The 13,078-nt window shown below is 56.1% G+C and carries 13 protein-coding genes; 4 read left to right on the top strand and 9 right to left on the bottom strand.

Annotated features, from left to right (window positions below; genetic code table 11):
- Positions 1–389: 389 nt before the first annotated feature.
- The 6 genes from ACQ3G7_RS07470 to ACQ3G7_RS07445 all read right to left on the bottom strand — a co-directional run bounded on the left by ACQ3G7_RS07470 (position 390) and on the right by ACQ3G7_RS07445 (position 5,802).
- Complete coding sequence (locus ACQ3G7_RS07470) at positions 390–1,016, bottom strand: aspartate/glutamate racemase family protein (protein ID WP_430889391.1); 627 nt, start codon at positions 1,014–1,016, stop codon at positions 390–392.
- Between the two features lie 10 nt (positions 1,017–1,026).
- Complete coding sequence (pepE, locus tag ACQ3G7_RS07465) at positions 1,027–1,719, bottom strand: dipeptidase PepE (RefSeq protein ID WP_430889390.1); 693 nt, start codon at positions 1,717–1,719, stop codon at positions 1,027–1,029.
- A gap of 19 nt (positions 1,720–1,738) precedes the next feature.
- A complete protein-coding gene (locus ACQ3G7_RS07460) occupies positions 1,739–2,419 on the bottom strand; it encodes an AroM family protein (RefSeq protein ID WP_430889389.1) in 681 nt (226 codons plus the stop codon).
- 1 nt (position 2,420) lies between these two features.
- A complete protein-coding gene (locus tag ACQ3G7_RS07455; protein WP_430889388.1) occupies positions 2,421–3,359 on the bottom strand; it encodes a DUF1177 domain-containing protein in 939 nt (312 codons plus the stop codon).
- A gap of 24 nt (positions 3,360–3,383) precedes the next feature.
- Complete coding sequence (locus ACQ3G7_RS07450; protein WP_430889725.1) at positions 3,384–4,976, bottom strand: OPT/YSL family transporter; 1,593 nt, start codon at positions 4,974–4,976, stop codon at positions 3,384–3,386.
- Between the two features lie 61 nt (positions 4,977–5,037).
- Positions 5,038–5,802, bottom strand: coding sequence for an IclR family transcriptional regulator (locus ACQ3G7_RS07445; protein WP_430889387.1), 765 nt, complete (start codon positions 5,800–5,802; stop codon positions 5,038–5,040).
- 389 nt (positions 5,803–6,191) lie between these two features.
- Here ACQ3G7_RS07445 and ACQ3G7_RS07440 point away from each other — a divergent pair, with 389 nt between their 5' ends.
- Genes ACQ3G7_RS07440 through ACQ3G7_RS07430 form a run of 3 tightly spaced genes read left to right on the top strand, consistent with a single transcriptional unit; the run spans position 6,192 to position 8,431 of the window.
- The gene (locus tag ACQ3G7_RS07440; protein WP_263098429.1) at positions 6,192–6,887 is read left to right on the top strand and encodes an amino acid ABC transporter permease; all 696 of its coding nucleotides are present in this window, start codon (positions 6,192–6,194) and stop codon (positions 6,885–6,887) included.
- Positions 6,865–7,635 (top strand): amino acid ABC transporter ATP-binding protein, encoded by a 771-nt coding sequence (locus ACQ3G7_RS07435; protein WP_430889386.1) that lies wholly within the window; start codon positions 6,865–6,867, stop codon positions 7,633–7,635. Before ACQ3G7_RS07440 ends, ACQ3G7_RS07435 begins: the two co-directional genes overlap by 23 nt.
- A gap of 22 nt (positions 7,636–7,657) precedes the next feature.
- The gene (locus ACQ3G7_RS07430; protein WP_263098431.1) at positions 7,658–8,431 is read left to right on the top strand and encodes an amino acid ABC transporter substrate-binding protein; all 774 of its coding nucleotides are present in this window, start codon (positions 7,658–7,660) and stop codon (positions 8,429–8,431) included.
- A gap of 64 nt (positions 8,432–8,495) precedes the next feature.
- Here the strand turns inward: ACQ3G7_RS07430 and ssb1 are convergent, their stop codons facing one another.
- On the bottom strand, positions 8,496–9,020 hold the full coding sequence (gene ssb1, locus ACQ3G7_RS07425) for a single-stranded DNA-binding protein SSB1 (protein ID WP_017459456.1): 525 nt from the start codon (positions 9,018–9,020) through the stop codon (positions 8,496–8,498).
- Between the two features lie 256 nt (positions 9,021–9,276).
- Here ssb1 and uvrA point away from each other — a divergent pair, with 256 nt between their 5' ends.
- Positions 9,277–12,111 (top strand): excinuclease ABC subunit UvrA, encoded by a 2,835-nt coding sequence (uvrA, locus tag ACQ3G7_RS07420; RefSeq protein WP_430889385.1) that lies wholly within the window; start codon positions 9,277–9,279, stop codon positions 12,109–12,111.
- Here uvrA and ACQ3G7_RS07415 read toward each other — a convergent pair.
- On the bottom strand, positions 12,103–12,456 hold the full coding sequence (locus ACQ3G7_RS07415; RefSeq protein ID WP_088237231.1) for an MmcQ/YjbR family DNA-binding protein: 354 nt from the start codon (positions 12,454–12,456) through the stop codon (positions 12,103–12,105). The genes uvrA and ACQ3G7_RS07415 overlap by 9 nt on opposite strands.
- A gap of 136 nt (positions 12,457–12,592) precedes the next feature.
- Positions 12,593–13,009, bottom strand: a complete 417-nt coding sequence (locus ACQ3G7_RS07410) for a secondary thiamine-phosphate synthase enzyme YjbQ (protein ID WP_430889384.1) — start codon at positions 13,007–13,009, stop codon at positions 12,593–12,595.
- Between the last annotated feature and the right edge of the window lie 69 nt (positions 13,010–13,078).

The following is a 13,078-nucleotide window of genomic DNA, read 5'->3' as shown; positions in this document are numbered from 1 at the left end:
CAGGCGACTTCAGTACCGGAAATTATAATAGACAACAATGTGTATGCGGCTTTTTGCCCACTAACGCGGGCAATTTATTTAATATTATCTGGATATAGTTGAAACTGGCGCGTAATGAAAGATAAGAATAGTCCCATTTTCCATTGCGAGAAATAATATATTTAAAATCAGTAAAATGCTTATTTCCCTATTATTTTCGCGGTTGTCTGGTTATTCGATTCAGCCAACAAAACATCAACGCATGATATATTTTTCGCCCTTCACTCCATGTCGAAAAACAGAAATAAATTTATTAGCGGGGATATTTTTGATGGGGTAAGCGAAAGCGTGTTAAATGCAAAGAATAAACGCGTTACGGTACAGCTGGCCCGTTGCCGGGCCAACTGTATTCAGACCAGTTGGCTGGCGAACAGGCCCGCTGCGCTGACCGCATCAATAGCGATGCGCCCGGGTTTTACGCGAATAGCGTCCGCCAGGGCAATGGTGGAAAAGCCGGTGCAGGAGAACGCAATCACCTCCACCCCTTGCTGATAGAGCTTGTCGGCACAAGCCAGCGCGCTGGCGCGTCCTTCCGGCGTGAGCAGATCGGTCGTTTTCGTCACCCCGTCAGGCCGCGCATACAGAACCTTTTCACCGAGCAACGTGCGAAATGGCGCGGGCGCCGCAGCGCCAATGCCCATCACCGCCACCGGGCGTTTTAGCATCGCGGCGATACTGGCGGAAGCGCTTCCGGCCGCAACCACCGGAATGGTCACTGCCGCGCGCAGCAGAGCCAGACCGGGATCGGCAGCGCAGCTCAGAAACAGCGCCGTACAGCCCTGCGCTTCCAGCGATTTCCCCAATGCGATAATTTTCGGCACAGCCAGCGCTTCGCTTGCAGCATCGAAAATACCGTTGCGCTGCTCGTCAATGCAGCGGCTGATCGATGCAATGCCACACTCCTGCTGAATCAGGCGTCCATGCTCTTCAACGAAATGCGCATCGTCATGGGTTAATACCCGAATGATCCCCAGCATGATGTTTCCCTCAGAAAAAACAGTGGCCCGCTTCCAGTGTGATCGCCTCTTCATTGGCCTTAAACAACAGCGCCGGCCTGTCGCCGCCCAACTGCGCATGGCCGTTTTGCACGGTGATCCATCCCCCTTCCGGTAAGCCGATCACGTTCAGTTCCGGCGCGACCACCAGCAGTTCGCGGATACGCTGCTCACGCGTTTCGCCCTGATGCCCGGCGGGTAAGGCGTTTGTAAAATGCGGGTTGATCTGCAATGGCACCAGGTTCAGCGCATCCAGTCCGCCCGGGTCGATAATCGGCATATCGTTAGTGGTGCGTATCGTCGGGCAGGCCAGATTCGCCCCGGCGCTCCAGCCAACATACAGCGCCCCGTTCTTCACCGCCTGGCGGATCGGGTCGAGCAGCCCGCGTTCACGGCAGTTTTTCAGCAGATTAAAGGTGTTACCGCCACCGACCATCACAATATCCGCAGCGGCAATGGCTGCAGGAGCATTATCAACAGTATGAATACCGGTGATCTCCAGCTCCAGTTCCGCCAGCGCAAGCCGCACCTTATCGGTATAGGCATCCCAGCTCTGTGTCACGCCAGCAAAGGGGATAAACACCACTTTACGACGCCCGCCAGACTGCGCTTTCAGCAGCGGGAGGGCATATTCCAGATATCCGGAACCCGGCAGCACCGAGTTGCTCAACAACAGTAAATCCATCACAGTCTCCTTATTACCGCTACAGCAGGTTACGCAGCAGATCGGCCAGCAATTTATTCGACAACACCACCGGCAGCGCCGTATGGCGCGTGCAAATCTCCTGATGCCAGCCGGTATAGCCCATACAGTCAGTCAGGATCACTTCTGCGCCCTGCGCTTCAAGCGAACGGGCGGCCTCTGCCACCTCTTCTTCGCTGGCAGTATAGGGCGAGGCGATAGCAAATACCGGTGTCTGGTGCGCACCGCGCCATTTTTCCAGCTCACTGGTGATTTGTGATTCGAGCGGCACGAGGATCCCGGCCCGGCGATCCCCGACCAGCGCGTTCAACGTTGGCGGCAGGATCCGATCCGGCTCGATCAACCAGGCTTTTTGGCTGTGCAGGCCGTGAAACTCACCGGTGCAGAGAATAGCGATGATCTCGCAGCCTTGTGCTTCCAGGTCGTCGATCTTTTGCTGCAACGCAGCACCGACAGCGGGTTTGCCCATCACCACGGCGCGCCCGTCCAGCAGGCGTGACGTCAGGAGGGCGTCGCCCGGTTGCGGCGAAAAACGCGTCGCGATGGCAGCATCATCCAGCCCATCAAGTACGCCGGCATGCAGACAACGCACATGGGAAGGCAATGCAGCATCAAGGATCGGTGTGATATCGCTGCGCGGTGCCTGACCAATGGTCAGGGTGCCAATTTTGCGTATAGCCATCTCACACCCCTGGCTGACGTTTTTGCAAATGCGCCAGCGAACCATACAGGTCGAGCAGGCGCTGGTACTCTGTGCTGTCGAAGAACTGGCAGGTGCCGCGGGTAAACTCTTTGGCCACTTCAACCGCAAATTTACAGGCCAGCGCGATATCCGTTTCATGGCTCGCGCCGGTACCGCAGCCCGGCACTGCGCTCACCGCCGTGATCGCCACACCGACCACGGGCGCAGCGGTGGCAATCGACGGCTGCAAAATACTGTTGAGATGGTAAACACCGTTGCCATACGGGGTGATGTCCTGGGTGGTGATCGGGAAAGTGACAGGTAATTGCCCGGTGGTCATTTCCATCACCCGCAGCAGATCGTCCGACACACGCAGGATATAGCCCTGTTTTACCGTTGGCGAAATCGCAAAACCTTTATGGTTGATGATGCGGTTGCCTTTGGTGGTGTCGATAGAGAGCACCGCATCCATTTCGTCCGACACTTCCTGCTCGTTCATATCTTCGGTTTCTACCGGCGAGTCCATAAAATCGACCGGTTCATGCGGGCGCGTCGGCGCATCCGGGCAGATATGAGTCGTAACAATCACATCGCCCGGCAGGCTATCCCCCTGACGCTGCATTTCCGCCAGCTTCAACGCACTGGCGACGGCAGCCACTGCGCCGTCCGCGTCTGACACCAGGCCAATGCGCCCCGGACGTGCGCCAATGCCGCCAAGGCGACCAACAATCCCCAGTGTCGGCGCACTGCCGCCGCTGCGTTTGCCTTGTGTCCCCGGAATCACGATTTTAACGAAGTCGGTGCTGCCTTTCGGGCCGCTGACCACTTTCACGCTTACCTCGAGATTGCGGTATTCGGCCAGCAGGGCTTTCACCTTGTCGCCGCTGGCGTATGCACTGTCGAGTAACTCAAAGACCTGTAATGTTTGTTGTAAGCTCATAATATTTTCTCTGATGTTGCGTGATTACTTTTTGCCGCCCGGCAGGACGGAATTAAAGAAACTGAACAGGGCATCACCGGCGATCAGCCCCGCCGCCAACACCTCGATTTTGTTACGCATCGCTTCGCCGCCCACGCGCAAAATAATGGCGCGAATAGCGATACCGATCATCACCGCCCAGCCGGCCAGCGGGTTGTTGATTAACAGCCCCGTCGCCAGGAGCACCCCCATCTGACGGCCAGGACCGCCAATCAGCTGGATAATGGCCCCGGGGATTGCCCAGATCAGCAGTGATTTCGCGATATCCAGCGACACCCCGGCGTTGATCGCCGCAACGTAGACTTTCGCCACCGGCGGCACCAGTCCCTGCGCGAAATAGTCGCGGAAAATAAACAGCACCACGGGCATTGCCACCACAAAGGCCAGCATCGCGGCAATCAACTGCTGGCGACGCCCTTCCAGTTCAAACCGAGTGTGCTCGCCTTTACCGCGCAGGATCCAGCCTGCTTTCAGGTCGTAACCCATATCCGCGAACGCCGGGCCGGTCGCGGCGGAAAAACCGCACAGCATCGCCAGCGCTTCTGGCGGGAAGCCAATCAAAATACCGATAAGCAGAGTGATTAACGCGACGGCAAACGCCGGGAACCAGCCGGAGTGCATAGCCGCCAGGCCGACAATCATTTCATGCAGGAAGGCCGCAAACGCGGCATAGACCATAAACGCCAGCAGCCACGGCAAAGAAAGATGGGCATACAAACCGCTGCCTAACGCAATGAGCACGGAAATGGCCATAAAGCCGAGCGCCCCCAGGCGAATGGTGCGACCAATTTGCGCATTCTGCGCCTGCGGTAGCGCGTCATCGTCGCCATGTTGCTCCGCTTTGGCGCGGTTGCTCTGGCGGATCAAGCGGATAATCTGGAACAGCGCCACGACGCCCGCACCCGCCATCACGCCGTGCGGAATATAGAGTTTATTGATATCAATGCCGAACAGCGGTGCGGAGTAACCGCGCAATAAGAAACCGACGCCAAGCATGCCAAGCGCCCAAATATTGCCGATAAACGCCGTACCCAGCGCCGCCATCGGAAACTTGAACCACGAGCCAATCGCGCCAATCACAATACCGGTGCCGAGCAATGCCGCCTGTTTACCGCCCTGATCCCCGGCTTTTATGGATTCCGCCGCCGCAATGCCCGGCGGCCATGCCCCTTCCGCCGGAAAGATACGGGTATTGAACAAACGGTACAGCAGCCAACCGTCCAGCAGCATGGCCAGCGCCACGCCGATAAACATCGGCATTACCATTTCGTTATGGCCAAACAGCCAGGGAATAGAGATAGGCAGAAGCAGCGAGTTCGCTGCGCCAAATGTGGCGGCGGAGGTCGCGCTTTGCGCCAGGTTTTGAATATGGATCGAGCGGAAACGGGCAAAGCACTGTAATGGAATACGGGCAATGATCATGGCCGCCATCGCGCCGATAATGGCGGTATTCGGCGTCACGCCAAGGGTCGTCAGTAACTGCACGCCAATAACGGCGCCGAAGATACTCAAGACCAACAACAACAGCAACGTGGCCGGAGCAAAAGCACGCGGATGGCTCTCGCTGTTCTCCGGCAACGTTTCGGATGGGACGGTTTGACTCACGGTTATTCTCCTGGCATTGGCAAAAGGAAAAAAATCAAAGTGGACTGCTCACCTGCGTATCGCCGGTTTTTCCGGCAATGGTGAGGGCAGTCTCTTTCAGTAATGTCGCTATCCGTTGCAACTCTTCAGGGGTGGCAAGCTGTTGGGGAAAAGAGAGACAGAACGCCACGGCTTCGTGGGTGGCCGGGTCGCCAACGGCACAACTGACGGAAGCCGTGTCGGCGACCGATTCGTTCACCGCGGTTGCGTAACCCGCATCGCGTGTGCAGGCAACTGCCGCCACCAGCATGCTGACATCGTGCGGCGTGCCGCTCAGTTGCGAGACCACCAGCGGGCTGGCGAAAAAGTCGTGCAGTTGCGTGTCCGTGAAACGCGCCAGCAGCGCCCGACCGGTCGATGTTCCCCAGGCAGGAGAACGTGAACCCGGCCACGTCACCACCGGCAGCGCCTGGCGACCATGAATCACCCGCAATACGAGGATTTCCTGGTTATCCAGCATGGAGATATAGCCGGTATAACCGGTGCGTTCGCACAGGCTACGCAGCGCGGCGTCAACATGGTCGCTGAGGGTGATGTGGCGACTCACCAGATGTGATGCCGACATCAGCAACGGACCGGGCAGAAAAGTGCCCTGCCCGTCGTCTTTTTCCAGGTAGCCATAGGACTCAAGCTGGCTCATCACACGGGAAGCCGTGCTTTTCGGCATCCCAAGATGGGTAATCACATCGCTGATGCGGATCCCGCGTTGCAGATCCACCATCAATTTAAGAATGCTGGCTGTCGTTTCTAAAATGGACATAGCAAGGTCTCATAAAATGGGACTTTAGTTTCACTAAATGGAACTGCAAGAAAAATGCCAGCCTGTAACTGACTGAAAAGACGGAATACGAGATAAATTGATCAAAAATTACGCACTATTTCTGGGCGTCATTTTGGTGCAGGAAGGGTGAAAAAAGAGGCAAAAGGTGCAATGGAAGAGAGGGTGAAAGCAGCGTAAGAGCGCCTATGTATCAAAAAAGCATTGCTTAGCTCATTTCTGCATAACGTTATTCGGATATATTTGTTTTCGCGTCCGGTGCAAGGCATATAATCCGTTCTAATACGGTGCCAGAATTATTAACTGGACTAATATATATTCACATTCTGCCAGCAATTTTCTGGCAACACGTTCTGTCCGGAAGGTGCGCAGTGCCAACATGGTTACCCTTAGCAATTGATTCATTCTGGCCCATGCTTTCCGCAGGTCTGAAATTCACCATTCCCCTCACCCTCAGCTCGTTTGTTCTCGGTCTGACCCTTGGGTTTGTGGTTGCGTTGTTGCGCCTGTACGGGCCGGGATTTTTAAAACCGGTGGTCCGGTTTTATGTCTGGTTGATCCGCGGTACGCCTTTGCTGGTGCAGCTGTTTTTGATCTTCTACGCGCTGCCCAGCGCAGGCATTACGATCGATGCCTTCCCGGCCGCGGTGATTGGTTTCACCGTTAACATCGGGGCTTATACCTCCGAAGTGATCCGCGCTACGCTGCTGGCCGTGCCAAAATCGCAGTGGGAAGCCGCCCACGCCATCAGCATGACCTGGGCGCAGTCATTACGCCGCATTATCCTGCCGCAGGCCGCGCGCATTGCGGTGCCGCCGCTCTCCAATACCTTTATTTCGCTGGTGAAAGACACCTCGCTGGCGTCGGTGATCACGGTGCCGGAAATGTTCCTGTCCGCGCAGCAAATTGCGGCTGTGACTTATGAACCGTTGATTCTGTATAGCGAAGCGGCGGTGATTTATTTGTTCTTCAGTTCCGTGTTATCGCATTTGCAGAACAAACTTGAACAGAAATTAGCGGGCACGACACCTAAAGGAGCCGTCAATGATAACGCTCTCCAACCTTGATAAGAGTTTTGATGGTCATCGTGTCCTGAAAAATATCAATTTAACCATTGAAGAAGGCACGGTCACCACGCTGATTGGCCCCTCCGGCAGCGGCAAAAGTACGTTATTGCGCTGCATTAACTTACTGGAGATCCCGCAAGCCGGGACGCTGACCATCGGCAAAGAGAGCATCACCTTTTCGCCGGACGCGCGCATTAAAGGCCAGGATATTCGCCGCATCAGCCGTCAGACGGGGATGGTGTTCCAGAACTTCGCGCTGTTTCCGCATATGACCGTTCTGGAAAATATCACCGAAGGGTTGATCACCGTACACAAATGGGATCGCGACCGTGCGCGCCAGCGTGGCGAAGCGTTACTGACGAAAGTCGATATGCTGCATAAACGTGATGCGCTGCCGAATACGTTATCCGGCGGTCAGCAGCAGCGTGTGGCCATTGCCCGCGCGCTTGCGCCGTCACCGGCGGTGTTGCTCTGTGATGAACCCACATCTGCGCTCGACCCGGAACTTTCCGGCGAGGTGGTGGCTGTTCTGCGCCAGCTGGCGCAGGAAGGCACCACAATGATTATGGCGACGCACGACCTGCGTCTGGCGGCCAATATCGCCAGTCAGGTGGTGTTCCTTGAAGCCGGAGAAATTGTGGAATCCGGTACCGCCAACGCCCTTTTTTCACACGCGAAAAAACCGCGTACTGCGGAATTTATCGCCTCTTTAAGCACAGCGCTCCCGGAGATCGGGGCGAACCAATAACAATCAATTGGGGTAGATTTAGATGAAAGCACTCGCAACACTCGTTATTGCCGGGGTTATGCAGCTTGGTTTCGCCCACGCGGCGCTGGCGCAGGACGATCTGGCAAAAATCCAGTCCGCCGGGGTTCTGAAAATTGGTACCGAAGGCACCTATCCTCCGTTCACGTTCCATAACGCGTCCGGCACGCTGGAAGGTTTTGACGTTGAAATCGGTCAGGAAGTGGCCAAACGCCTGAAAGTAAAAGCGCAGTTTGTTGAAGGTAAATGGGATGGCCTGATCGCCGGTATCGATGCGAATCGCTACGACGCGGTCATTAACCAGGTCGGCATTACTGAAGCGCGCCAGAAAAAATATGACTTCTCTGAGCCGTACATCGCCTCTAAAGCGGTGCTGATCGTGAATGACAAAAACAGCAGCATCAAGAGCTTTGACGATCTGAAAGGCAAGAAATCTGCCCATTCGCTGACCAGTAACTACGCGCAGATCGCCCGTAAATACGGCGCGGAAATTGTGCCGACCGATGGCTTTAACCAGTCTATCGATCTGGTGGTGCAGGGCCGTGCTGATGCGACCATCAACGACAACCTCTCTTACCTGGACTTCAAAAAACACAAACCGTCTGCGCCGGTGAAAATCATCGCCACCGAAGACAATGCTGAGAAATCTGGCGTGCTGATCCGTAAAAACAACCCGGAACTGAAAGCGGCGATTGATAAAGCGCTGGAAGAGATCAAGGCCGACGGCACCTACGAACGTATTTCTCAGAAATACTTCGGTGCGGATGTGTCGAAGTAATGTTCAGCCTCTGAACCACAAAAAACCCCGCGCTGCGGGGTTTTTTGTTTTCTGATGAACAAAATCAGAACGGGATATCGTCGTCAAAGTCCATCGGCGGTTCGTTAGACGGCGCCGGAGCAGACTGCTGTTGCGGACGGGACTGCGCGCCGCCGCTGAACTGGTTGCCGCCCTGCGGTTGCTGGGGCTGGCCCCAACCGCCCTGCTGCTGGCCGCCGCCTGCCGGTGCGCCGCCGCCCTGGCGTCCACCCAGCATCTGCATGGTGCCACCAACGTTGACCACCACCTCAGTGGTGTATTTTTCCTGACCGGATTGATCGGTCCATTTGCGGGTACGCAGCTGACCTTCGATATAAACCTGAGAGCCTTTACGCAGATATTCGCCAGCCACTTCAGCCAGTTTGCCGAACAGCACAACGCGGTGCCATTCAGTCTGCTCTTTTGTTTCACCGGTCTGCTTATCACGCCAGGATTCGGAAGTAGCCAGCGTAATGTTGGCAACTGCGCCACCACTCGGCATATAGCGTACTTCCGGGTCCTGGCCCAGATTACCGACGAGAATCACCTTGTTTACGCCTCTGCTGGCCATGATCGTGTCTCCTGAAAACGTTTCTTAGTAGTGTAAACGCGCGAGTGTACCATTTCCATATGGCTTATTGATAGCTGCGAAGCAGGTTCCAGAGATCTCTCACGACAGTGCATTTTTACATATTCGCTGCCAGGATGCATGCAAATACTGTATATTCATTCAGGTTAAATTGTGTCATAATTAGCCGTTTCTGACCGCCGGTTGTCCTTCAAACATACCAGGCAAATAGCGTTCCTCCGGGTAAAAGGTGAATGGATTGGATAAGATAGAAGTACGGGGCGCCCGCACCCACAATCTCAAAAACATCAACCTCGTCATCCCTCGCGACAAACTGATCGTTGTCACCGGGCTGTCGGGGTCTGGCAAGTCCTCACTGGCTTTCGACACGCTTTACGCGGAGGGGCAGCGCCGCTATGTTGAATCGCTTTCTGCCTACGCCCGCCAGTTTCTGTCGTTGATGGAAAAACCGGACGTCGACCATATTGAAGGGCTGTCGCCGGCGATTTCCATCGAGCAAAAATCAACCTCACACAACCCGCGATCCACCGTCGGGACCATCACTGAAATTCACGATTATCTGCGTCTGCTGTTCGCCCGCGTTGGCGAGCCGCGCTGCCCGGATCACGACGTGCCGCTGGCGGTGCAAACCGTCAGCCAGATGGTCGATAACGTGCTGTCGCAGCCGGAAGGCAAACGCCTGATGCTGCTGGCGCCGGTGATCAAAGAGCGTAAAGGCGAACACACCAAAACGCTGGAAAACCTCGCCAGCCAGGGCTATATCCGGGCGCGTATTGATGGTGAGGTCTGCGACCTCTCCGATCCGCCGAAACTGGAGCTGCAAAAGAAACACACCATTGAAGTGGTGATTGACCGCTTTAAAGTCCGCAGCGATCTGGCCCAACGCCTGGCGGAATCGTTTGAAACCGCGCTGGAGCTTTCCGGCGGCACGGCGATGGTTGCCGATATGGACGATGCCAACGCCGAGGAGCTGTTGTTCTCCGCCAACTTCGCATGCCCCATTTGCGGCTACAGCATGCGCGAGCTGGAACCGCGCCTGTTCTCCTTCAACAACCCGGCCGGGGCGTGCCCGACCTGTGACGGCCTGGGCGTACAGCAATATTTCGACCCGGACCGCGTGATTCAGAACCCGGAACTGTCGCTGGCCGGCGGTGCGATCCGTGGCTGGGATCGCCGCAACTTTTACTATTTCCAGATGCTGAAATCGCTGGCGGAACACTATAAATTCGACGTTGAAGCGCCGTGGGAAAGCCTGAGCACCAGCGTGCAGAAAGTGATCCTCTCCGGTTCGGGTAAAGAATCGATTGAGTTCAAATACATGAACGATCGCGGCGACACCTCGGTGCGTCGTCATCCGTTTGAAGGCGTGCTGCATAATATGGAGCGCCGTTATAAAGAGACGGAATCCAGCGCGGTGCGCGAGGAGCTGGCGAAGTTTATCAGCAACCGTCCATGCGCCGCCTGTGAAGGAACCCGTCTGCGCCGCGAAGCGCGCCACGTCTTCGTTGAAAACACGCCGCTGCCGACCATCTCGGATATGAGCATCGGTCATGCGATGGACTTCTTCAACAACCTGAAACTCTCGGGTCAGCGGGCGAAAATTGCCGAAAAAGTGCTGAAAGAGATCGGCGACCGTCTGAAGTTCCTTGTTAACGTCGGACTGAACTACCTGACGCTGTCCCGCTCTGCTGAAACACTCTCCGGCGGCGAAGCGCAGCGCATCCGTCTGGCAAGCCAGATTGGCGCAGGCCTGGTGGGTGTGATGTACGTGCTGGATGAACCCTCAATCGGTCTGCACCAGCGCGATAACGAGCGCCTGCTCGGCACATTAATCCATCTGCGCAATCTGGGTAACACAGTGATTGTCGTCGAACACGACGAAGATGCCATTCGCGCAGCGGATCATGTGATCGATATTGGGCCAGGCGCGGGTGTCCACGGCGGGCAGGTTGTGGCGGAAGGCACGCTGGACGCGATTATGGCGGTCCCGGAGTCGCTGACCGGGCAGTACATGAGCGGCAAACGCAAAATCGACATCCCGAAACAGCGCGTTCCGGCCGATCCGGGCAAAGTGCTGAAACTCACCGGCGCACGCGGCAACAACCTGAAAGACGTGACGCTGACGCTGCCGGTCGGCCTGTTCACCTGTATTACCGGTGTGTCCGGTTCGGGTAAATCCACGCTGATCAACGATACGCTGTTCCCCATCGCGCAGCGCCAGTTAAACGGTGCGACGATTGCCGAGCCAGCGCCATACCGCGATATCCACGGGCTGGAGCATTTCGATAAAGTGATCGATATCGACCAGAGCCCGATTGGCCGTACGCCGCGTTCCAACCCGGCGACGTATACCGGCGTGTTCACGCCGGTGCGTGAACTGTTTGCTGGCGTGCCGGAATCCCGCTCGCGCGGCTATACGCCAGGGCGCTTCAGTTTTAACGTGCGCGGCGGCCGCTGCGAAGCCTGTCAGGGCGACGGGGTGATCAAAGTGGAGATGCACTTCCTGCCGGATATCTATGTGCCGTGCGACCAGTGCAAAGGCAAACGCTATAACCGCGAAACGCTGGAGATCAAATACAAGGGCAAAACTATCCATGAAGTGTTGGATATGACCATCGAAGAAGCACGTGAATTCTTTGATGCCGTACCCGCACTGGCGCGTAAGCTGCAAACGCTGATGGATGTCGGTCTGACCTATATCCGTCTTGGTCAGTCGGCGACCACGCTCTCCGGCGGCGAAGCCCAGCGCGTGAAGCTGGCGCGTGAGCTGTCAAAACGCGGAACCGGGCAGACGCTCTATATTCTCGACGAACCCACCACCGGCCTGCATTTCGCCGATATCCAGCAGTTACTGGACGTACTGCACCAATTGCGCGATCAGGGCAATACCATTGTGGTCATTGAGCATAATCTGGACGTGATTAAGACCGCAGACTGGATTGTCGATCTCGGCCCGGAAGGCGGCAGCGGCGGCGGCGAGATCCTCGTTTCCGGCACGCCGGAAACCGTTGCCGAATGCGAGGCCTCGCACACGGCGCGATTCCTTAAGCCGATGCTGAAATCGTCACACTGACAGTTGGTGCCGGACCTGTTCCGGCACCCGTTCCATCGCCTGTTGATAGGACGCATCCACCAGATAGTAAATCTGCGAGTCCGGTAACGAACCGTCCAGATACACCGTGCTCCAGTGCGCTTTATTCAGGTGGCGGCTGGGGCGCACATCCTGATGCTGTTCACGCAACAGTTCCGCCAGTTCCGGACTGGTTTTTAGCGACGCCGCAGGGCGACCCTCAACTTCCTTCACCATCGCAAACAACACATCGGCGACCTTGATTTGCGTCGCTTTCCAGTCGCTATGTACGCTCTGTTCAGCGCCCGCCTTCGCCATGCAATATTGCAGTAACTCCGAAATTGTCACGTTGATTCTCCTCGTCGTGTTGCGATGGATCGTCCGATCGGCCCGGTTGCCTCATTTAAGCGTAGTGTATTGATGAAAAAAACGGCGATCGTTACAAATCCTGACGATAAGAGCAGGGTTTACCAGGGCAACCGCATTATTCCCCTTGCAGGGTGGCGATAATGTTCCGTGCGCCGCCATGAATGCGGTGCTCCCCCAGCCAGATCCCCTGCCATGTACCCAACTGTACCCGCCCGTTTTGCACGGGCAGTAACAGTGATACGCCAAGCAGAGAAGACTTGATATGCGACGGCATGTCATCCGGCCCTTCATAATCATGCTTCCAGGGCGCGTTATCCGGCACACTGTTCAGAAAGTGCTGTTCCATGTCATAACGCACGGTCGGGTCGCAGTTTTCATTCAGCGTGAGAGAGGCCGAAGTATGTTGAAGCAGCAGGTGCAACAAACCGATCCGCACACGGGAAAGTTCGCGGATTTGCCCGAGCACTTCCTCCGTGACCAGGTGAAACCCGCGCGCCTTTGCGCCAAGCGTAATTGTTTGTTGATACCACATTCGCTGCTCCTTAACCGAAAAGATGAGGTTGCTTAAGTGTGCAGCATAGCGCCGAAAGATAAACCCCGG

It is taken from the genome of Kosakonia sp. N21, assembly GCF_050587465.1.
In the GTDB taxonomy this organism is placed as follows: domain Bacteria; phylum Pseudomonadota; class Gammaproteobacteria; order Enterobacterales; family Enterobacteriaceae.
The sequence above is the reverse complement of the archived record's forward strand: the minus strand, read 5'-3'. Positions and strand labels throughout refer to the sequence as shown.

Excerpts from the sequence above, each read along its gene's own strand:
- ssb1 (WP_017459456.1), bottom strand. The coding sequence starts at position 9,020 with ATGGCCAGCAGAGGCGTAAACAAGGTGATTCTCGTCGGTAATCTGGGC.
- ACQ3G7_RS07430 (WP_263098431.1), top strand. The coding sequence starts at position 7,658 with ATGAAAGCACTCGCAACACTCGTTATTGCCGGGGTTATGCAGCTTGGT.
- ACQ3G7_RS07470 (WP_430889391.1), bottom strand. The coding sequence starts at position 1,016 with ATGCTGGGGATCATTCGGGTATTAACCCATGACGATGCGCATTTCGTT.
- ACQ3G7_RS07460 (WP_430889389.1), bottom strand. The coding sequence starts at position 2,419 with ATGGCTATACGCAAAATTGGCACCCTGACCATTGGTCAGGCACCGCGC.
- pepE (WP_430889390.1), bottom strand. The coding sequence starts at position 1,719 with ATGGATTTACTGTTGTTGAGCAACTCGGTGCTGCCGGGTTCCGGATAT.
- ACQ3G7_RS07435 (WP_430889386.1), top strand. The coding sequence starts at position 6,865 with ATGATAACGCTCTCCAACCTTGATAAGAGTTTTGATGGTCATCGTGTC.
- ACQ3G7_RS07410 (WP_430889384.1), bottom strand. The coding sequence starts at position 13,009 with ATGTGGTATCAACAAACAATTACGCTTGGCGCAAAGGCGCGCGGGTTT.
- ACQ3G7_RS07445 (WP_430889387.1), bottom strand. The coding sequence starts at position 5,802 with ATGTCCATTTTAGAAACGACAGCCAGCATTCTTAAATTGATGGTGGAT.
- ACQ3G7_RS07455 (WP_430889388.1), bottom strand. The coding sequence starts at position 3,359 with ATGAGCTTACAACAAACATTACAGGTCTTTGAGTTACTCGACAGTGCA.